The 19,210-nt window shown below is 62.0% G+C and carries 14 protein-coding genes and 3 pseudogenes; 12 read left to right on the forward strand and 5 right to left on the reverse strand.

Translation table 11 applies throughout. The features are described 5' to 3' along the window. The first annotated feature begins 1 nt into the window (after position 1). Genes trbL through DPM33_RS20775 form a run of 5 tightly spaced genes read left to right on the forward strand, consistent with a single transcriptional unit; the run spans position 2 to position 4,656 of the window. Positions 2-1,363: a P-type conjugative transfer protein TrbL gene (gene trbL / locus DPM33_RS20755; protein ID WP_112099308.1), complete on the forward strand. Its 1,362-nt coding sequence runs from the start codon at positions 2-4 to the stop codon at positions 1,361-1,363. A gap of 2 nt (positions 1,364-1,365) precedes the next feature. Further along, entirely contained in the window at positions 1,366-2,049 is a 684-nt protein-coding gene (gene trbF / locus DPM33_RS20760; protein ID WP_112099309.1) for a conjugal transfer protein TrbF, read from the forward strand. Further along, positions 2,046-3,185, forward strand: coding sequence for a P-type conjugative transfer protein TrbG (trbG, locus tag DPM33_RS20765; protein WP_245442289.1), 1,140 nt, complete (start codon positions 2,046-2,048; stop codon positions 3,183-3,185). Before trbF ends, trbG begins: the two co-directional genes overlap by 4 nt. After that, positions 3,182-4,426, forward strand: coding sequence for a TraB/TrbI/VirB10 family type IV secretion system protein (locus DPM33_RS20770; RefSeq protein ID WP_112099310.1), 1,245 nt, complete (start codon positions 3,182-3,184; stop codon positions 4,424-4,426). The genes trbG and DPM33_RS20770 overlap by 4 nt, the downstream gene beginning before the upstream one ends. Positions 4,427-4,431: 5 nt before the next feature. Further along, positions 4,432-4,656 carry a DUF2274 domain-containing protein gene (locus DPM33_RS20775; RefSeq protein WP_112099311.1) on the forward strand — a complete coding sequence of 75 codons (225 nt, stop codon included), beginning with the start codon at positions 4,432-4,434 and terminating at the stop codon, positions 4,654-4,656. Between the two features lie 44 nt (positions 4,657-4,700). Here the strand turns inward: DPM33_RS20775 and DPM33_RS20780 are convergent, their stop codons facing one another. Both DPM33_RS20780 and DPM33_RS20785 read right to left on the reverse strand, forming a co-directional pair. Beyond that, positions 4,701-5,633 (reverse strand): LysR family transcriptional regulator, encoded by a 933-nt coding sequence (locus tag DPM33_RS20780; protein ID WP_112099312.1) that lies wholly within the window; start codon positions 5,631-5,633, stop codon positions 4,701-4,703. A gap of 237 nt (positions 5,634-5,870) precedes the next feature. Next, positions 5,871-6,863: a class I SAM-dependent methyltransferase gene (locus DPM33_RS20785; protein WP_112099313.1), complete on the reverse strand. Its 993-nt coding sequence runs from the start codon at positions 6,861-6,863 to the stop codon at positions 5,871-5,873. Between the two features lie 434 nt (positions 6,864-7,297). On the opposite strand from DPM33_RS20785, the gene DPM33_RS20790 reads away from it, so the two are divergent. After that, positions 7,298-7,900, forward strand: a complete 603-nt coding sequence (locus DPM33_RS20790; RefSeq protein ID WP_245442290.1) for an AraC family transcriptional regulator — start codon at positions 7,298-7,300, stop codon at positions 7,898-7,900. A 40-nt stretch (positions 7,901-7,940) separates the two neighbouring features. Here the strand turns inward: DPM33_RS20790 and DPM33_RS20795 are convergent, their stop codons facing one another. After that, positions 7,941-9,140 (reverse strand): IS256 family transposase, encoded by a 1,200-nt coding sequence (locus DPM33_RS20795; RefSeq protein ID WP_112099314.1) that lies wholly within the window; start codon positions 9,138-9,140, stop codon positions 7,941-7,943. Positions 9,141-9,689: 549 nt separating this feature from the next. On the opposite strand from DPM33_RS20795, the gene ltrA reads away from it, so the two are divergent. The 4 genes and pseudogenes from ltrA to DPM33_RS20815 all read left to right on the forward strand — a co-directional run bounded on the left by ltrA (position 9,690) and on the right by DPM33_RS20815 (position 14,078). After that, a complete protein-coding gene (ltrA, locus tag DPM33_RS20800; protein ID WP_112099315.1) occupies positions 9,690-11,099 on the forward strand; it encodes a group II intron reverse transcriptase/maturase in 1,410 nt (469 codons plus the stop codon). Positions 11,100-11,207: 108 nt separating this feature from the next. Next, positions 11,208-11,360: pseudogene (locus DPM33_RS20805) on the forward strand (helix-turn-helix domain-containing protein); the annotation flags it as partial. 106 nt (positions 11,361-11,466) lie between these two features. Continuing rightward, entirely contained in the window at positions 11,467-12,666 is a 1,200-nt protein-coding gene (locus DPM33_RS20810) for an MFS transporter (protein ID WP_112099316.1), read from the forward strand. 8 nt (positions 12,667-12,674) lie between these two features. Further along, on the forward strand, positions 12,675-14,078 hold the full coding sequence (locus DPM33_RS20815; protein WP_146770296.1) for a hypothetical protein: 1,404 nt from the start codon (positions 12,675-12,677) through the stop codon (positions 14,076-14,078). A gap of 71 nt (positions 14,079-14,149) precedes the next feature. On the opposite strand, the gene DPM33_RS37050 is transcribed toward DPM33_RS20815, so the two are convergent. Then, entirely contained in the window at positions 14,150-14,482 is a 333-nt protein-coding gene (locus DPM33_RS37050; RefSeq protein ID WP_245442292.1) for a hypothetical protein, read from the reverse strand. Between DPM33_RS37050 and DPM33_RS20820 the strand changes: the two are divergent. Next, positions 14,394-15,299 (forward strand): annotated as a pseudogene (locus DPM33_RS20820) (DUF1403 family protein). The gene DPM33_RS37050 and the pseudogene DPM33_RS20820 overlap by 89 nt on opposite strands. 2 nt (positions 15,300-15,301) lie before the next feature. Beyond that, a pseudogene (scpB, locus tag DPM33_RS20825) lies at positions 15,302-15,977 on the forward strand (SMC-Scp complex subunit ScpB). A 6-nt stretch (positions 15,978-15,983) separates the two neighbouring features. Here the strand turns inward: scpB and DPM33_RS20830 are convergent. Then, positions 15,984-18,872 carry a peptidoglycan-binding domain-containing protein gene (locus DPM33_RS20830; protein ID WP_112099318.1) on the reverse strand — a complete coding sequence of 963 codons (2,889 nt, stop codon included), beginning with the start codon at positions 18,870-18,872 and terminating at the stop codon, positions 15,984-15,986. Positions 18,873-19,210: the final 338 nt, after the last annotated feature.

Below are 19,210 nucleotides of genomic sequence, written 5' to 3' on the forward strand. Positions count from 1 at the left end.
CATGGGTGGCATGGGCGTCATCGACCATTTCCTCGAAGTCTTCACGCGCTACATCGACGGCGGCTTTGGCCTGCTCGGCGGCGAGGTCGGCTTCATCGCCACAACCCTGATCGTCATCGATGTGACGTTGGCGGCGCTCTTCTGGTCCTGGGGAGCGGACGATGACATCATCGCGCGCCTCGTCAAAAAGACGCTGTTCGTCGGCGTTTTTGCCTATCTCATCTCCAACTGGAACAATCTCGCGGGCATCGTCTTCGAAAGCTTCGCTGGGCTTGGCCTGAAGGCCTCGGGTACGGGTTTTACCGTCAACGATCTCATGCGCCCGGGCAAGGTGGCGCAAACAGGGCTCGACGCCGGCCGGCCGTTGCTGGACTCGATCTCGAACCTGATGGGCTATTGGTCCTTCTTCGAGAACTTCATCCAGATCGCCTGCATGTTCTTCGCCTGGGCGCTGGTACTGCTCGCCTTCTTCATCTTGGCAATCCAGCTTTTCGTCACCCTGATCGAGTTCAAGCTGACGACGCTTGCCGGTTTCGTGCTGATTCCCTTCGGTCTGTTCGGCAAATCCGCCTTCATGGCCGAGCGCGTGCTTGGCAACGTCATCTCGTCCGGCATCAAGGTGCTGGTGCTCGCCGTCATCATCGGCATCGGCTCGACCCTCTTTTCCGAGTTCACCGCAGGCTTCAACGGCAACACGCCGTCGATCGACGATGCCATGGCGATCGTGCTGGCCGCGCTGTCGCTGCTCGGCCTTGGCATCTTTGGACCGGGCATTGCCAACGGTCTCGTCTCCGGCGGCCCGCAGCTCGGCGCCGGTGCTGCGGTCGGCACCGGGCTCGCCGCCGGCGGCATGGCAGCAGTGGGCGCCGCGGCCGCCGGCGCAGTCGTATCCGGCGGCGCAGCTGTCAGCGGCGGTCCAGCAACGGCGGCCCGTGGCGGTGCCGCCATCGCGGGCAGGGCATCCACAGCCTACAATCTCGGCGCGGCCGGAGAGTCTGGCTTTTCCGGCGTCACATCCGGGCTCGGCGGTGTCATGAAAGCTGGCGCCCAGGGCGCCATCTCACCGCTGAAGCGTGCGGCCAATAGTGCGGCAGGCAGCATGAAAGACAGCTACCAGTCAGGCGCTCGCGCTGCCTTCGAGGCGACGGGCGGATCATCCGCCGCCAGCACAATCGGCGCGAACGCCGCCGAAGCCGGCTCCGCTCCCGCCCCGTCCTCCGCCACCGAACGTCAGCCCGCCTGGGCGAAGCGCATGAAGCGCTCGCAACAGATGACCCATGGCGTCCAGGCCGCCGCTCACGCCGTTCGCAGTGGCGACAGCCATGGCGGCGGCTCCTCGATCAACCTCTCTGAAAGCGACTGAGCATGTTCAAACGACCGTCCACGCATTACGGCAAATCCCCACAACCCGAGACGCCCTACCAGCGCGCCGCCCAGGTCTGGGACGAGCGCATTGGTTCGGCTCGCGTGCAGGCGCGCAATTGGCGCACCATGGCCTTCGGTTGCCTGGCGCTCGCCGCGGGGTTCTCCACAGCACTCGTCTGGCAATCCGCCAATGGCTCGATCGTGCCCTGGGTGGTGCAGGTCGATCGTCTCGGCCAGGCGCAGGCCGTGGGACCGGCCGTTGCCGACTATCAGCCGAACGATCCGCAGATCGCCTTCTACCTGGCGCACTTCATCGAACAGGTGAGGTCGATCCCCGCCGATCCGGTCATCGTGCGGCAGAACTGGCTGCGCGCCTATGACTTCGCGACGCAGGGCGGGGCGCTGGCTCTCAACGACTATGCGCGCGCCAATGACCCGTTCGCCAAGGTCGGCAAACAGCAGGTCGCCGTCGACGTGTCGTCGGTCATCCGCGCATCGCCGGTGAGCTTCCGCATCGCCTGGGTCGAACGCCGCTATCAGGACGGTTCCCTCGCTTCCACCGAGCGCTGGTCCGCGATCCTCACAATTGTCGTGCAGCCCCCGCGCGACGCCGACGCGCTGAGGAAGAACCCGCTCGGCATCTACATCAACGCCATCAACTGGTCGAAGGAGCTTGGACAATGACGCCCACACTCTTCAAGGCCGCCCACTGGGGGTGTCCAACTTTCCTCATCCACGCATTGCCAGCTTTCCGCAAGATAGCCTTTCCAGCACTTCTGCTTTGCACTTCGGCGCTTGCAGGCTGTGCCACCAGGCAGAAGCCGCCGGAGATTTCCTATGACGATCCGGTCCCGGCCGTGCAGGCCGTCGATCCGCCCCCGCCGGTCAAGGTGGTGGAGCTGTCTAAGCCGCTGCCGCTTCCCGGCCAGTTGAAGCCGGTCGGCAAGGACGCGAAGCCCGCGCCGGAACCGATCGATCCAGCCGCGCGCGTGAACCTGGCCAATGCGGCCGCCCGCGTTCAGCCTGTGCGCAACGGGTTCATCAACTCGATGCAGGTCTATCCCTTCGTTGATGGCGCGCTCTATCAGGTCTATGCCTCGCCGGGGCAGATCACCGACATCGCGCTCCAGCCCGGCGAGCAGCTCGTCGGCTCCGGTCCCGTCGCCGCCGGCGACACCGTGCGCTGGATCATCGGCGATACCGAGAGCGGTATGGGCGGGACCAAGCAAGTCCACATTCTCGTCAAGCCGACCCGCGCCGGCCTTCTCACCAATCTCGTCATCAATACCGATCGGCGCACCTATCACATGGAACTGCGCTCGACGCCGTCGACCTATATGGCATCGGTCTCCTGGCAATACCCGCAGGATCAACTCATCGCCTTGCGCAGGCAGAACCAGCAGGCCGAAGCTGCACAGCCGGTCTCGGCGGGCATCGATCTTTCGCGCGTCAATTTCCGCTACGAGGTGACAGGCGATCGTGCACCGTGGCGGCCTCTGCGTGCCTTCGACGATGGCAAGCAGGTGTTCATCGAGTTTCCGCGGGGCATCGGCCAGGGTGAGATGCCGCCACTTTTCGTGGTTGGGCCGGAAGGCGACACGTCGGAGCTGGTGAACTATCGCGTGCGCGGCAACTACATGATCGTCGATCGGCTGTTTGCCGCCGCCGAGTTGCGCTTCGGCGCCGGCAAGAACCAGCAGCGCGTCCGCGTCTCCCGCACCGATGGGGTGAGGAGCAGTCGATTTTCATGGGTGCGTGGCCCTGTTGAGACTCCGAAAGCGACGAACCTGCGAACAGACAGCGGAGGGTCGCCATCATGAGCAACGGATTGGATCCCAGGAAGGAAGAAGGCCGGGGGCCGGCGAATGACGCCCGGCCGGAGGCGCCGGTCGAGGATGACGCCCGGCCGCTGACAGGCGAGCCGGCCGCGGCCATGCGGCTGCGCGCCGAGCCGCCCCGCGTGACGCGTCTGTCCCGCAAGGCGCTGGCCGGATTGGGGCTCGCCGCAAGCCTGACTGTCGGTGGGGCGCTGATCTACGCGCTGCAGAACCGTCAGCAAGGCCAGGGGCAGGAGCTGTATTCAACGGATAATCGTTCGACGCCCGATGGGCTTGCCGGCCTGCCGAAGGATTATGCGGGAGTTCCGAAGCTTGGCCCACCGCTTCCCGGTGATCTTGGCCGCCCGATCCTCAACGCGCAAAATGGCGGCCCCGCGCCATCGACAGGTCCCGTTGGACCGGACCCGGAGGAGCAGCGCCGGGAGCAGGAACTGGAAGCGGCGAGAACCGCGCGTCTGTTCGCGTCCACGCAAACGCGGCCTGCGGCTGAGGCGACTGCCGCTCAGTCTACAACAGGCACTCCGCCACAGCCCGACCTTTCCAGCCTTGGCCTCGCGCTGCAGCCAGCGACGCCCTCGGCGCAGGACCGCCAGCGCGCATTCCTCGATCAGCCACCGGACAAACGCACCGTCTCGGCCGATCGCGTCGTGGCGCCGGCGTCGAAAAGCGTTCTGCAGGCGGGCGCCGTCATTGCAGCCGCCCTCATCACTGGCATCCGCTCCGACCTGCCGGGCCAGATTACCGCGCAGGTAACGGAGAATGTCTATGACAGCCCCACCGGCCATATCCTTCTCATTCCGCAGGGCACGCGCCTCATCGGCCAGTATGACAATGGCGTCGGCTTCGGCCAGCGTCGCGTGTTGCTGGTCTGGACCAGGCTGATTTTTCCTGACGGACGCTCCATCGTTCTTGAACGTGAGCCCGGCGCGGACGCCGAAGGCTATGCTGGCCTTGAGGATGGCGTCGATTATCACTGGGGCGAGTTGTTCAAGGCTGCAGCACTTTCCACGGTGCTGAGCATCGGCGCGCAGGCTGGCTCATCAGGCCAGGAGAGCGACATCATGCGCGCTCTGCGCCAGGGTGCTTCCGACAGCATCAGCCAGGCCGGCCAGCAGATCGTCCAGCGGCAGCTCAACATAGCGCCGACGCTCACCATCCGACCGGGATTCCCGGTACGCGTTATCGTCACGCACGACATCGTGCTTGAACCTTACGGAGGCTGAAAAAAATGGCCAAGCTGAAACTGGGGCCAATTGCTGACGACAAACCTGTCAAGGTCATGGTGGAGCTCCCCGCGGCACTGCACCGTGACCTGGCCGCCTATGCCGAAATCCTCGGCCGCGACGCGGGGCAACGGCCAGCCGATCCGCCGCGCCTGATCGTTGCGATGTTGGAGCGGTTCATTGCGACGGATCGGGGCTTTGCCAGGTCTAAGCGCTCGGAGGGCGGTTAATAGCCGGACGACTGAAGTCGAACCGCCTCTGTCGCGCCTCCCGTTCATGGCGTGATTTCAGGTTTCGCGCTTGACGGGGGTAGGCTCAAGTCGCGTGTCACCATGTTTCTTGCAGTCCCAACCAGCCGCAAAAGCGTACGCTTGGGGTTTGATTCCAGCCACACTGCCTTGATCGAAGTGATGCTGTTCTGACCGTCGATGGGTTTCCACACCGTAGCGTCGATGGCGACTGTCCTGGCAAAACCTTCGCCTGCCAGAGTCACGCCTTGACCGAGTTGTATCTTGAGGATGACCGTACCTTCGCTCGCGCGACATATTTGAATAGCGGGGCCACCATCCGCGGCAATCTTTTCCAGCAAAACCGGATCCTGCGCCGATCCGACCGAAAGCAGGAGACATGTATCTGCAAGATCGCTCCATCTGACTGCCGGCCTTTCAGCGAGCGGATGGCCACCGGGCAGGAGAACGAACAAGCGCTCGTGCCCAAATAGCTCGCTTCGGCATAAGGCGCCGTTCTCGAGCCCGTGCGTGAAGACGATATCGAGGCGCCGGCGACGTATTGCCGCCAGACACTGTTCTTGGGGAACGTCCTCGATGGCGATGCTCACGTCCGGATGTAAGCTGCAAAATCGATCGACAAGGCGCGCCACGAACGCCCGGCCTATCTGGCCGCACAACCCTATCTTGACTGTTTTGGCATCCTGGTCGCCACGACCAACTCCGGCCAGGGCATCTCGCAAGCCTTCATAATGGGCCCGGACGAGGTCAGTCCAGGCCCGGCCTGCTTCGGTCAGCCGAACACCATGAACGTCGCGATCAAACAACTGCATGTCCAGCAATTGCTCGAGAGCAACGATGTTGCGGCTGACACAGGATTCCCTCACTCTGAGAACTCTTGCGGCCTGCCTGAGGCTACCGTGGTCGACGGCCGCGAAGACATGGTCCAGACGGCGCAACGTATTGTTGACCTGTCTCAAGGCTCAGGAGCCTCGCGGATATCGTTCTGCATGAGGACGCAATGCAGCCGGGCCGACGCGAACGCCGCTCTTGGCGGTCATGTTCGTCAGCGTCGAAAAGGCTTGGGCCACGGCGCATCTGCCAAGCAGAGTTTCCGCATTGATGACGTTCAATATCAAACATGACCGATGCACTGAAACCTCTACAAAAGATCGAGATGTCCCGTCACGTGGGAACGCTGGGACCGCCTCTCATCATCATTCCTGCGCGACGACGCTAACCGGCAGGGTCGGATACAAGCTGGTTTCGTAGACGTACTCGTGCGGAATGGCCGGAGTGGCCATCTGGGAAAGGTAACGGTTCAGGTTTTCCTCGCTATTGCTCGCCGCGAGGCTGCAGAAATTTCCGCTGTTCCAGGTCAAGGCGCAGTAGCTGAAATGCGCGCGTATGGCGTCAGCCATCTCTGCCAAAGTAACCTCATTGCCGAACATCGTATTCAAAACGAGGTTCTGCTTCTTCTCGATTTCGTCCGGGGGAAAATAGCGCGCCTTGAAGCCGAAATCCTTCTGGTATTCGCGACGCCTGTAATCGGGCTCCTCGGCTGCCCGGAACTTCTCGACGAAGACGAAGATTCCGTCCTGCTTGAGGTGCTGGGTCACGAACTCGATCTGGCTTGCTCGGTTTGGCGAGTACATCTGAAAGGTCGTATCTTCGAGAATAATATCGAACCCGTGGGCGAAATCTGCCAGTCGCGGACCTGAAGTCAGGACGTCCTTGGTCAATTTATGGAAGGGGCCAATGAAGAAATCGGCGTGCGGCGGTTCGCCATAGGCCATGAAACTTGTGTAATTCTCCGCGTTCGGACTGCACGACAGTGTGCGTATCTGTCCCTCGGACAGTTCGGACAACGTTCTCGCCATCGTGCCTTCCGCCGTTCCAAGGCTGTACAGCGAAAGCGGAGCGCTACGATGCCGTGCGTATTTCAGCACCGCATGGGCCATCCGGCATTCCTCTTCCAATCGGTAGGGGATGCTGCCGTGATAGTGCTGGTCAAAAAAACCTTGGCGGGTCGCGTGCAGCGCGACCAGATCGCGCAGGAGTTCATCGCTCGGCAGAAGTCGGGCATCGGCCACGGGCTTGCGGATCGGCATCCCGCTCTTTCCTGCGGCGGTCGCCGCGAAGAAGCCGGCAAGTCCGTTGATCCGCGGGCCATGATCGCATTCGGCCAGAAAATCCTTTAGACCTCGCATCGCAGTATGCCTCCCACACCCTTCCATTGGTGAGACGCCAAGAACTCGATGGGGATCTGCCACTAAAATAAGAGTTGTCTAATATTTCGATTGGCTCAAGTACTGGCTGACGACACTGGTAGGGCTGCGTGGCGCGTGCGGCTTTCATTCAATTGCTATATTTTTACTAAAGTCACATCTTCCACCAACTCCCAGTTATTTTTTATTTGTTCGGCAACCGGTGGTTAGGCAAACACAGTGGAACCAGCTGGTCGCTATGGGAGGCTGCTTCGATTCGCGGATACTCTTGCCTCGACCCCAACAAGATTCGTCCATCACAGCACCAGACGCTCGCTCACCAGTGTGAGGGCTGGGGGCAAGTGCGGGCGGACTTGATCAAAAGGACTGGGCTGGAGCGTCAGGAAACAAGGATTGCCTTTCCAGGGCCTGTGTTCTTGTTGAACCTAAAGGGTGTCGCGCGCAACGGGGAAGACTTCGTCGATGGGCGCCGGATATCCTTCCAGCCGCGGCGTGCCGGCTCGATAATCTATATGCCTGGAGGCAAGGATTGGACTGGCTGGGATGAGGGCGACGCGAACGCCGCCTACCTGCTCGTTTCGATCGAACAGGGCTTCGCTGACGAGGTATTTGGGGGAATGGTGGTGGGTCGTCGTCCAACTGACCTGCCGCCGTCGATCGGATTTCGAGACAGCGTCGCGGAGATGGCGCTGCAGAGGATCGCCATCGAACTCAAGCAGCCCGATCCTATCAGCGCAACGATGGTGGAGAGCCTAGCGACGCAATTGCTCGCGCAGATGGTCAGGTTGAGCGGCGTCTATCGTGAACAGGCAAAAGGCGGTCTGTCGTCGTTCGACCTCAAGCGGGTAATAGGAATGATCGAGGCCTCGCCGGACGGCAGACCCACCTTGGCCGCTTTGGCAAAGGAGGTTGGTGTCAGCCGGTTCCATTTCTGGAGGGCCTTCAAGCAGTCGACAGGCATGACGCCGCACGCATTCATTGCGCAGCGCCGATCGTGCCCACTGGCGTGGTGTAGCTGACGGCATTGGTCGCCGTGCTCTCCGGCATGGGCCGGAATGATCAGCGCGCCACTGCGGGCAGGCTGATGAGCGGATCATCGCTCATCTGGCTGATGGTTTCCAGCGTCATGTATCTGGCGCGCTGCACGGCCCATTCGTCGTTCTGCTCGAGCAGCAACGCGCCAACGAGACGGACGATGGCGTCATCATTGGGGAATATGCCGACGACCTCGGTCCTGCGCTTGATCTCGCCGTTGAGACGCTCGATCGGGTTGATGCTGTGAAGCTTGACGCGGTGCTCTTTCGGGAAAGTCATGTAGGCGAGCACGTCGTGCTCGGCCTCGTCCATGATGGTGGCGAGCTTCGGCACCTTGGGCCGGATCTGGTCGGCCACGGCGCGCCATTGCACGCTTGCGGCTTCGGCCGTCTCCTGCGCGAAGGCGGTGGCGATGAAGGCCGAGACGACGCGGCGGCCGCTCTTGCCGGCATGCGCCAGCACGTTCCTCATGAAGTGGACCCGGCAGCGCTGCCAGGTGGCTGAGAGCACCTTCGTGACCGCTGCCTTGATGCCCTCATGGGCGTCGGAGACGACGAGCTTGACCCCGCGCAGGCCGCGCCGGGTGAGCTTGCGCAGGAACTCCGTCCAGATCGGTTCGGCCTCGGAGGTGCCAACCTCCATGCCCAGCACCTCGCGGCGGCCGTCGGTGTTGACGCCGACGGCGATGATGACGGCGACCGAGACGATGCGGCCGCCGCGGCGCACCTTCAGGTAGGTGGCATCAATCCATAGGTATGGCCAGTCGCCCTCGATCGGCCGCTCGAGGAAGGCCTTGACCTTGCCGTCGATTTCCTCGCACAGCCGCGACACCTGGCTCTTGGAAATGCCGCTCATGCCCATCGCCTTGACCAGATCATCGACCGAGCGGGTCGAGATACCTTGGACGTAAGCTTCCTGGATGACGGCCGTCAGCGCCTTCTCAGCCATGCGGCGCGGCTCCAGGAACGAGGGGAAGTAGGAGCCCTTCCTCAGCTTGGGGATGCGCAGCTCCACCGTTCCGGCCCGCGTCTCCCAGTCCCTGTCGCGGTAGCCATTGCGCTGGGCGATCCGCAGCGCGCTCTTCTCGCCATAGCCGGCGCCGGTGGCGGCACCCACCTCCAGCTCCATCAGCCGCTCGGCGGCAAAGCCGATCATCTCGCGCAAGATATCGGCGTCGGGGGTCTTCTCCACGAGCGTGCGCAGGTTCATCATGTCGTCGGTCATCGGTGGTTCCTTCGAATCAGGTTGGTGTCAGCAACCCGACCCTACCGGGGAACATCGATGACCGCTGCTATCGCCGCTCGCTCGCTACAGCGCTGTTGAGGGCGCGCTCGCGAGCGGCTTCGCCACCGCCCAGCTACACCACCTGTGGGGAGTACGTCATGCCAAGCTGATGATTGCTTGTGGGTGCAAGTCCCATCCGGCCAAAACCGTAGCGGGCAAGCCGGGACCGAGTCTTGCGGGCGTCGTGGTAACGCGGGGTCTGAAGTGTAGACAGGAGCCATGCGGGGTGCGGGATTGAGCCTCGAAAGGTGGAAGTTCGCGGAGGCCGAGTGTGTTCCCTAAACACGAAGGCAGCATGAGCATCGTCGTTATGCGAGACGATGTCGCTCCGTCGGGGTCGAAGGCCGGATCACGCATGGAAGGTAATCATCGGAACATGAGAGGCCCGACCGGGTCCGCTGGATTGGTCTCCAGTGGGGGGCAGCAGCAAGGCACTGCCGGAGCTGCCGTCCGAGCTGAGGTCGGGAGTCGGACTGGTTCATAGTACTGATGAAACCGTCAAAGGAAACGAGACGCGTGGAGGGAAGGGGCCAGCCCGAGGGGAACCTGCGCGAGGAGGCCAGGGTCCGGACGCAGAGCCGGGTTGCCTTGCCGCCGCACCTTGAGCGGGTGAACGCGGCGGCCAGACAGGCTGCCCAAACCCGGTTCACCTCCCTGCTGCATCACGTCGATGAGGCCGCCCTATATCGGGCGTTTCGGCGACAGAAGCGGCAGGCGAGTGCTGGGGTCGATGGGATGACAGTGGCGAGGTACGAAGAGAGGCTGGAGGATAACCTCCGCGATCTCTGCGAACGGGTCCACGCCGGACGTTACCGGCCGCAGCCGGTGCGACGGGTCTATATTCCCAAAGCCGATGGCGGTAAGCGGCCACTCGGGGTGCCGGCGCTGGAAGACAAGATCGTCCAAGGCGCGGTCGCCGAGGTGCTGAGCGCTGTCTATGAGGCCGACTTCTGCGGGTTCTCCTATGGCTTTCGGCCGGGGCGGAACCCGCACATGGCGCTTGATGCATTGCACACGGCGATCATGAGCCAGCGCGTGAACTGGGTGCTCGATGCCGACATTCGCAGCTTCTTCGACTCGGTCGACCACGAGTGGCTGCTGCGGATGGTGGCGCATAGGATCGCTGATCCTCGTATCCTACGGCTCATCGGGCTGTGGCTGCGGGCCGGCGTCTTTGAGAGCGGCGAAAAGCAAGAGACGGACAGGGGTACCCCGCAGGGGGCGGGCATCAGCCCGCTCCTCGCCAACATCTTCCTCCACTACGTCCTCGATCTCTGGGCTCAGCTATGGCGTCGTCGCCATGCGCGCGGTTGCGTTGTGATCGTGCGCTACGCTGACGACTTCGTCATGGGCTTTGAGAAGAAGGCAGATGCAGAGGAGATGCTGCTGGCCCTCAGGACGCGGCTGGCCAGCTTTGGTCTGACGCTCCATGACGGCAAGACGCGGCTGATCGAGTTTGGCCGGTTCGCGGCCCTCTCCCGGCAGCGGCGTGGCGAGCGGCGGCCCGAGACCTTCGCCTTTCTGGGCTTCATCCACTATTGTGGGCGGACCCGGGACGGCCGGTTCATCGTGAAGCACAAAACGGAAGGGAAACGCCTGACGCGCAAGCTGACGGCGTTGCGGAAGGAGGCTTGGCGGTTCATGCACGCGCCACTGGCCACGCAGCACGAGTGGTTCGCCGCGGTCCTGCGTGGACACTACGGCTACTACGGCAGGCCGCACAACTACCCTGCGCTCAACGGGTTCTACCGGGAAGTGCGTCGAATATGGCTGCGCTGTCTGAGACAGCGCAGCCAGAAAAGCCGGCGCATGGGCTGGTTGGAGTTCGAGACCCTGACGGCACGCTTCCCCCTGCCCAATCCCCGCATCACTCGCACTTGGGCGCAGGCAAGGATATGACGCGGGTTACTCTCGGGAAGAGCCGGGTGCGGGAAATCCGCCCGCCCGGATCTGTGAGGGCGAAAGCCGAATGGCTGAGCTACTCGACCGCGACCGCAGCGCCGACTTGAGCAATCGGCGGACATGCTGCGATCGACCAATTTGTCGGCGACGGAAATCGCGATGGAATGTGGTTTCGCAAACTCGAGCCATTTCACGACCGCCTTTAAGCGTGCCTTCGGCGCGTGCCCCACGGAATTTCGTCGTAAGTGCAGAATCTAGGCCGCCGCCTGTCGATTTCAGCAACTATCTGAAAACCGCGACATCCCGGTAAAGCAGCCTTGGCGGAAGAAGCTATCCATCGGCGGTCAGCCCGGATACGCCGCTCATGTCAAACCTGGTTCGAATTCTTCATGGCAAAGGACGGGCCGACCGGTCCAATCCCTGCCTGGGATTCCTGGCCAGCACGCTATCGGCGGCTGTTGCCCGAAACGGCTACTACATCGCATCCGCCTGGATTCTCGCCGAGCGAGGATACGGAACCGCCGGAGTGGCGACGTTCCTTGCGGTCGCAAGCATTGTCGAATTCATCGCAAGCCCCCTGGCCGGAGTGGCGGTCGATCGATTTGACAGGCGACGCTTGAACGTTGCGGCAGACCTCGGCCGCTTCGTCGTTATGCTGGCTACCGCTTGCGCGCTTCTCTACATGGACGTGTTTCTGATCATCTGTCTGTCAGCGGCCCTCTTTTCGTTTTGCGATCGTGTCGCGCTCACGAGCTCCCAATCAATGATCCCCGTGATAGCTGACGGCCGCGATCTTGTAGCCTCGAATTCCGCCGTCTTCTTCGTCATGCAGTTCGGCAATCTCGGCGCAGCTCTGCTTGCAGGGCCTTTGCTGCATGAGCGCTCCCCAGCCCTGCCATTCACCGTTCTTGCTGCTTTCTTCCTGTTTTCAGCGGGCTGCCTTGCCTTGATGCGGCTGGAACCGGTTTCGCGCGATGTCCGCATCGCCAAAATCTCTGCAGCACAAATCGATCCGAGCCTGCGTCGTCTCATCGTCGTCTATGCGCTTCTCTATGCAAGCGCCGTGCTTGTCAGCGTCATGGGATCTAGCTTCGTCTTCCAGGAGCAGAAGGGTTCTGCCGTGGATTTCGGCTACCTCGAGGCTGCATGGTCGGCGGGCTCACTGATCGGCGCGGTCTCTCTGTCCCGGATTGAAAGAGCGATGAGTACCCACGCGCGGCATCTCATGCTTTTGGGCTTAACGGCGCTGGTACTCATGGCGCTGGCATATCTGCGCACGCCCTGGATAGTGGTCCTTTTTGCTGCGCACGGGTTTCTATACAATCTTGGACGCGTTAGCGTTGAAGTCACATTGCAGTCGCGTGTATCTGTTTATCTGTTGGGCCGGGCCAAAGGCATTATGCATAGTGTGGCCATGGTGCTCGGATTACTTGTCTTCGGCATCGCCGCCGCAGTGGGAGATCGAGCATTTCCGTCGACGCTTTTCTTCAGCTTCGGAATGGTGCTCCTCATCAGTATTTCGTGTTTGAGCGTCGGTGTCGTTCAGACGCAAGAAAAAATGTGAATCGTGAGGTGGAAGAGCTGACAGTAGGTGCAGATGATGCGAAACAAGCAGTCCTGGGGTCGCTGACGGCACTCTACCCCTGGATGAGCCAATATCATTCCAGGCCGATACGCGACTATGCGTTTCGCCTGTTCGACGCCCCAACTTCCTGGTCCATGCCAGAAGTCCGTTTTCGAGCCCTCACCAAACTACTCGACATCATCCGGAAAGCAGCGACACGAAACGGGTTGTCGACCGATACCGCCTCGGAAATCTGCAGGGATTTCGAAAGGTGCCGCGTGTTGCAGACAGGCCCGCATTTGCTTCTCCTCATGGAGCCGGAGGCGTATTACACGCATATCTTCAGCCTCCTCGGTCTCTCGGCGCATGGCTGTTCGACCTACGTTTCCTATGCCGTTTCGACGGTGAGCCTCGTTGAAAAGCCACGCAGGGGGCCAGGCTGGCTCGCCGTTGACGGGAAGCCGGTCAACGTCTTTGGCCTCAGCCGAAGCCGGATGGCGGGATACAACCTTCTGGCCGGGCCGGGCTCCTATGGGTTTGAGCTTGTGCCGACGGAGCCAAACGTTGAGGGCGACGCGCTCGCGCGGCTACGCAGTCTTCTACCCAAGACCCAATTCAAGCGGCCGGCGCATGCCATCAAGGCAGCCAATCTGGTGCTTTGGCCAAAAATGTTCGCAGGCCGTTTCGCTTTTCTGCAGATCGACGACGAGGATATTGCCGACCTTGTAGCGGACCATCTGTCGGACGAAGATTCCTGGTTGCGGACGCGGCTGCTGGAAGACCCGAAGCTTGCTTCGAATATCCTTGTGGGGCTCGACAGGCTGGCAGCCGGCCCCTGGAGTGGCTGGCTCGCGCGCGGCACCGACTTCTTCTGGTTCTATGAGAATGGCAAGCGCCTGCCGCTGCGGCTCGCCGCGGGAGAACTCGTCCATCCGGCGACCGGCACGAAGGTCGCACGCTTTACCGCCCCCGATATCCTTGAGCGGCTGGCAAACCGAAGCCTCATTCCGAATCTCCTCCTCGTGTTTCTGGTTTTGTCCATTCTGCCCGGAGTTCGCGTGCTCGGAGGCAGTCATCAGCCGTTGTACTATCCCTTGATGCGCTATGTCGTCGGCCGGGCGCTTGAGGTTGCGGGTGTGGATGCGGATCTTCTGCAGGCTCTCGCAACGGACGACGCGCCCGGAGCTTGGGGACATCGGGTCATTGAGTGCGATGATGACCCGTTCGAGTTGTTCCTAAATGGCGGGAACGGCTGGATGAGTGATCTTATCGACCGTTTCGGCGACATTTCCTTCGCCGAGGCATGTGGGAGCATGAAAGGCTTCGTGTCAGACCCGTCGTGGCAAGAACTTCACAGACGACTTCGGCAGGGGTTGGTCACGCCGGCCGATGCGGAATGGGCTCTTTCCTGAAATGTTTTATGCGATCTAGCAACTGGCGTGTGTGTGCGGAATGGCTGCTTCGCGCCTCACACGCCATAGCGTCAATCCAAAACCCACACCAAAGCCGAACTGCGTTTGTGGAGCCAGTCGAAGAGCACTGACGCAGACTTTGGCGAGCAGGCATGAATAACTGACTGATAAGGCAACATTATCATTCGTTTTGTCGCGCCGACAAGCTGTGCGTTTTGACGCGAAAACCTTGGCACAAAGCGCACGGGCGCTTTACCCTCGAAAATCATCATTCGCCCCGATCTCTCGAATGCCAGTCCCGCCGCGCCGCCCACCATTCCACCCCGGGCGCCCGCCGCCGGCACAACGTCCAGCGACAGTGGCGCCGCCTTAAAGGCCGGCGCCGCCTTGGCTTCGCTCGACACGCTTGCCCGCGCACAACCTGCCTGGGCCGGCGCGCCAGCGCCTCGCACTCAAATCTGCCACCGCCAGCATGCGGCTCGCCGGCCGCGCCGAGGGTGAAGCCGCCCTGCGCGACGCCTGGCAGCTTTGCCCGGCTGGTGCCGATCTCGGTCCCGCCGGCGCCATTTTTGCCGCTTGGCAGCGACTGGCGATTCACCCGCCCGCCGTCAGCGCCGATCGGCTCAAAAAGATCGTTTCGGCCAGCTCGGGTTCCATTGGGAGAGTGCGGCGCTCGGCGACCTCAGCAGGCAGGTCGAAAATCGGGCGGCGGCGCAGCCGCCGGCGCCATTTGTCGCCGCCGCGATCGCCGCCGATGTCCTGGCCGCTCGCCTCGATGCCGAGCTTGTGGCCTGGTGGCTGGCCGACCTGGTGCTGGCGCTAGCCCTGGGCTGGCCGCGACCGCTGCCGCTCCTGATGGCGCAGGTTTTTGGGCGAGCCTTCCGCGCGGAGGCCGGCGGCGGCAAGCGCATCCGACCCGGCGAAAAAGATCTTGAGCGCGCGGTTTGCGTGGCGCTGGTTCAACCGGCGGCCGAGACCTGCCGGCTGGCCAGCGAGCTGTCGCGTCGCGCCGAAAAACTCCTGGCGGTGGCGCCAAAGCTGCGTGCCAAGGGCGCCGGCGACGTGATTTTTTTGCTGCTGAATGAAGATGCCGTCGTCGGATCGCTGACGACGAAAAACCTGTCGCGCTTCGCGGCGCGGCGGCTGTTCGAGCGGCTGCAGCAGCTCGATGCCGTGCGCGAGCTGTCAGGCCGCACCAGCTTCCGGCTTGTTGGGCTGTAGCGATGAGCCAGGCCTCTGTCCGCCGCAAGCCTGACGATCAGCCGGCGCTGCTGGACACCGAGCTCGAGCGCCTGCCGGCGGAACTGCGCTGGCGCGAATGGATGGGCCGCGTCGAAGCGGTGATCTTTGCCGCCAGCGAACCCGTGCCGCGCGAGGTGCTGGCGCGGTTGGTGGGAAGAAACTGCAATCTCGACCTGGTCATCGACGGCATCCGCGCCGAGGTCGCCGGCCGCCCCTACGAGCTGGTGTCAGTAGCCGGCGGCTGGCAGCACCGGACCAGGAAGGTCTTTGGCGGTGCCATCAACGCCGCCTTCGGCACGCCGGCGGGGCTAGGGGACAAAAAAACTGTCGCAGTCGGAGGCGCTTGTCCTGATGTGCATTGCCTATTTCCAGCCGATCACGCGTGGTGAGCCGTCTTCCTTTTTCGGCAAGGAGGTGTCGCGCGATCTGATCGGCGTGCTGCGCGCACAGGAGCTCATCGCCTCGGGGCCGCGCAGCCCACAGCCGGGCGCGCCTTACCCCTATGTGACGACCAAGAACTTCCTTTCGCAGTTCGGGCTCGACACGCTGCGTCAGCTGCCGGATTTTGAGATGCTCGAGGACGCGGGACTGCTGTCGAAAGAGAAGCTTCTGGCCGGCGACATCATGCCTGAGTTTTCCGATCGCGATGGGGGATAGGTCAGGTCAATTGGCAATCCAAAGGCTCTTGAGCTCGTGGCCGACAGCCCACTGGGCAGAGGTCTGAGTTTCATTGCATTTGGTCTCATACGGGTCGCGAACCATCTGGAATTCGTTGTCGACGACGGCACCGAACAGGAAGCACTCGTCCTTGTACTGGCCCCGCTCCGCGCTCGCCATCTTCACCGTCGCCTTGACGACGATGCCGTCCAGATTGCGACCCTTCCAATTGACGGTGCCGTAGTCCTCCACCGCGGAGATCACGTCGGTGGCCTTCCAGTTGTCTTGCGAAAGGCTCGCATTCCACCTTGCGAAATCAGGGAACAGGGTCTCCACATTGATCCCGGAGGAGGTGTTGGCCTTGTCTGCGGTACCCAGGACGGTCCTCTTCAGGCTATCCGAGAACAGGTTCAGCAATGCGGTCGCGGCAGGTCCGTTTTTCTGGCGCAGATCCAACTGGCGGGCCGATTGGGAGCTCTTCTCGTCTGCCTCGCGCTGGGCAGCGATTTTCTTCTCCTCGTCGGCGGCCACGCGCTTGGCCTCCGCAGCTCTTATTGTTTCCTGCTTGGCCGCATCCAGTTTGGCAGCGGTGCTGGCTGCTTCGCTTTGGTCGAGCCACACCGGGGCGAAGACAAAATGGACGCCGTCGCGCGCCAACGCTTCAGAGGTGGCTTTCAGGTTGGCGGCCGACGCGTAGAGTACCCGGCACTGTTCGTGCCGTACGTCCTCGTAGGCTTTGTCGATCGACGGATATGAGACGGTGCTTCCCGACATACCTGCGAAATCAGCTATCTTGCCAATCGTCGCTTCGTGCACCGCGGCATTGCCGTCGACCACGCTGCAGATTCGGTCGGACGAACTCGTCAACAGGATGCCACCATATCCCTCGCGTGTTGCTGACGCGACCTCCTGAGCGATCTTCAGGGCCAGTGTCTGGTCTGACTCCATGCCGGCCTTGATGTCTTCGAAACGGATAGGATCGAACACCCGGATCGTCTTGTCTTCCATCCCTTCGAGGTAGGCCGCCTGAAGCGTTGGCGGGGCCTCCAGGAAAGTCTTGCGCTGTACCAGAAAGAGGTCGGCGCCATCGAGATCGTTCGCTCCGCAGTCCGACTTGACGTTTATTGCCTTGCCTCCCAGCGGGTCGATTGCACCGAGAAGGGCCTTGTCCAAGGCAGGTGTCCTCTCTGGGCCGAACAAGCAGATCCACGCCTGGTTCTTCGTCAGCGAGAACTGTCCGAATATCGTACGCAGAAGAGAAGGTGCCTTCGGGCCTGCATTGTAGAGGATGACCACGCCCTCTAACGGGCCGCGGAGGAGCGCCTTGTTCAGTTCGGTAACTGCATAAGTTGCGCTGTTGCTCTCCTGGCTCGCGCTGTTTCCCGACTGGCTCCCAGTGGCCTTGGCAGTCTCCAGTTCACCCGCCAGGGCCTGCCGCGCGATCATCGCCCGCACGCCTTCTTGTGCATCGGTCAGCGAGTCCAGATCGTTCGTGTCGGAGATTTCATCGAGTGCCTTCACCTCCTCAACGACCTCGGGAAGCTTGGCGGATGTTAGATGACTGCTCATCCAGTTCTTGAGCGCCTGACGGTCGGCCTGGAGCTCGGCGAAGATTTCTGCCTTCTGCTTTTCGATCGCCGCGGCACGCTCCTTGTCCCGCGACGCCGAAAACTCGGCGTAGCCGGGCACAGCCATGAGCAGGTTGGTCAGTCGGAGCGCCGAACCGTTCAAGGCATCCGTGGAATCGGTCTGGACTTGCGCGTTCAGCGCGGCGGCCTGGCCAGCGATCTCGACCAGGTCGGTTGTCTGAGGGTTCAACTTCAGGAAGGTTTCGGCATCGGATAGCAGCGCTGCTGCGGATGCTCTAGCGGCTTTCAACTTCCGGGCCTCCGACTTGTCGTAGGAGGCCTTGTCAGAAAAACCCTTCTGCTTGGCGTCGCGGTAAGCGGCGGGATCGGAGAATCCCGACGCGCGATAGGCGACCAACTCGGCCCTGTTTTGAATGCCAAGCTGCAGGGCGGCTCGATACTCATTGGCGGCATCAAATCCACCTGTCTGGGCACCTTGGTATTCATCGCGGTTGCGAAAGCCACCTGACACGGCGGCATCGTAGTCGCGCTGCGTCATGAAGCCCATGCTCTTGGCCTGCGCGAATGCGCTGGCAGAGGTGAAACCGCCCGCCTTCGCGTCGCTGAAGCTCTGGGCATCCGTGTAGCCGAGAGCTCGTGCGTCGTTTCGCTCCTGGTCGCTGTGGAAGCCATCGCTCGCGTTACGTTCGATCTCCGTGAGGCTGTATTCTGTAAGCAAGTCCCCGGTCTGCAGGTCAAAACGCGACTGGTACACTCGGAAAGCTTTTACCGTCGTTGGTCCGATCAGGCCGTCGACAGGGCCGGAATAAAGGCCAAGCCTCGACATCGCCGCCTGGAGCCGCTGGACAACTCTGAGATAGTTGGGCTGCGTCGCAAAGTCGAACGAAGCACCTCTCTGGTAGGACATCCAGACCAATCCGTCCAAGCCGTCCCCGCGTGAAAGAAACGAGTCCTGAGGGATGATGTGCAATTCCTTGAGCGCCGTCAGGTTCGCCTTCGCTTTGTCCTGATAAAGCGTTCCGGCGACTACAGCAAAAACCCCGTTTCTGCTATGCACGACCAGCGTTGGTCCTAGGGTCGGTGCGTAAGACTGTGCAAGGGCGATAGCCTCTTCTTCACCAGGTCGGCTCGATACAACGAGCCAGAATGCATTCGACTGCGGAGGCCTGAAACCCATCGGCCGCACCACTTGTTGGCCGTTCTGGATGATCTGGATAAACTCGGAAAGCGATGATGCCGAGCTTACAGCCGGCAAAGAAGCAGCCACCAACAAGGCAGCGACGCCCACACTGCACGCGCGACGCATGGTAATCCCCTACACAACCCCAAGACCCATATTCACGAATCCTTTGGGCTAAGCAAGAAGGCGGCAGGCCTTTGAAGTTTTATGCTTACCGGGATAGCAAGAGATTGGGCGTCAACAGCGGAGGTCCGTCTCGCGGGATGTCCGAAGAGTGACGCTACGCATCAACGCCCGTCTGGTCGTGAATGGCAGCACCGCCAGGACCAACAACAGCGTCCTCATCGGCTGCGCGTGCTGATCATAATGACCGACATCGTCGGCACCCTGGGGCAGACTTCAAGCGCAGGAAAGCCGGCTGGAATGTTTCGGCTGCGCCCTCATGTTACGCCGGTTTCAATGCC

The organism is Mesorhizobium hawassense, from assembly GCF_003289945.1.
GTDB classification, from domain to species: Bacteria; Pseudomonadota; Alphaproteobacteria; order Rhizobiales; family Rhizobiaceae; genus Mesorhizobium; species Mesorhizobium hawassense.

What these genes read in the sequence shown, in the direction of transcription:
- trbL (WP_112099308.1), top strand. Translation starts at nt 2, where the DNA reads ATGGGTGGCATGGGCGTCATCGACCATTTCCTCGAAGTCTTCACGCGC.
- trbF (WP_112099309.1), top strand. Translation starts at nt 1,366, where the DNA reads ATGTTCAAACGACCGTCCACGCATTACGGCAAATCCCCACAACCCGAG.
- trbG (WP_245442289.1), top strand. Translation starts at nt 2,046, where the DNA reads ATGACGCCCACACTCTTCAAGGCCGCCCACTGGGGGTGTCCAACTTTC.
- DPM33_RS20770 (WP_112099310.1), top strand. Translation starts at nt 3,182, where the DNA reads ATGAGCAACGGATTGGATCCCAGGAAGGAAGAAGGCCGGGGGCCGGCG.
- DPM33_RS20775 (WP_112099311.1), top strand. Translation starts at nt 4,432, where the DNA reads ATGGCCAAGCTGAAACTGGGGCCAATTGCTGACGACAAACCTGTCAAG.
- DPM33_RS20785 (WP_112099313.1), bottom strand. Translation starts at nt 6,863, where the DNA reads ATGCGAGGTCTAAAGGATTTTCTGGCCGAATGCGATCATGGCCCGCGG.
- DPM33_RS20795 (WP_112099314.1), bottom strand. Translation starts at nt 9,140, where the DNA reads ATGACCGACGACATGATGAACCTGCGCACGCTCGTGGAGAAGACCCCC.
- ltrA (WP_112099315.1), top strand. Translation starts at nt 9,690, where the DNA reads ATGAAACCGTCAAAGGAAACGAGACGCGTGGAGGGAAGGGGCCAGCCC.
- DPM33_RS20810 (WP_112099316.1), top strand. Translation starts at nt 11,467, where the DNA reads ATGTCAAACCTGGTTCGAATTCTTCATGGCAAAGGACGGGCCGACCGG.
- DPM33_RS20830 (WP_112099318.1), bottom strand. Translation starts at nt 18,872, where the DNA reads ATGCGTCGCGCGTGCAGTGTGGGCGTCGCTGCCTTGTTGGTGGCTGCT.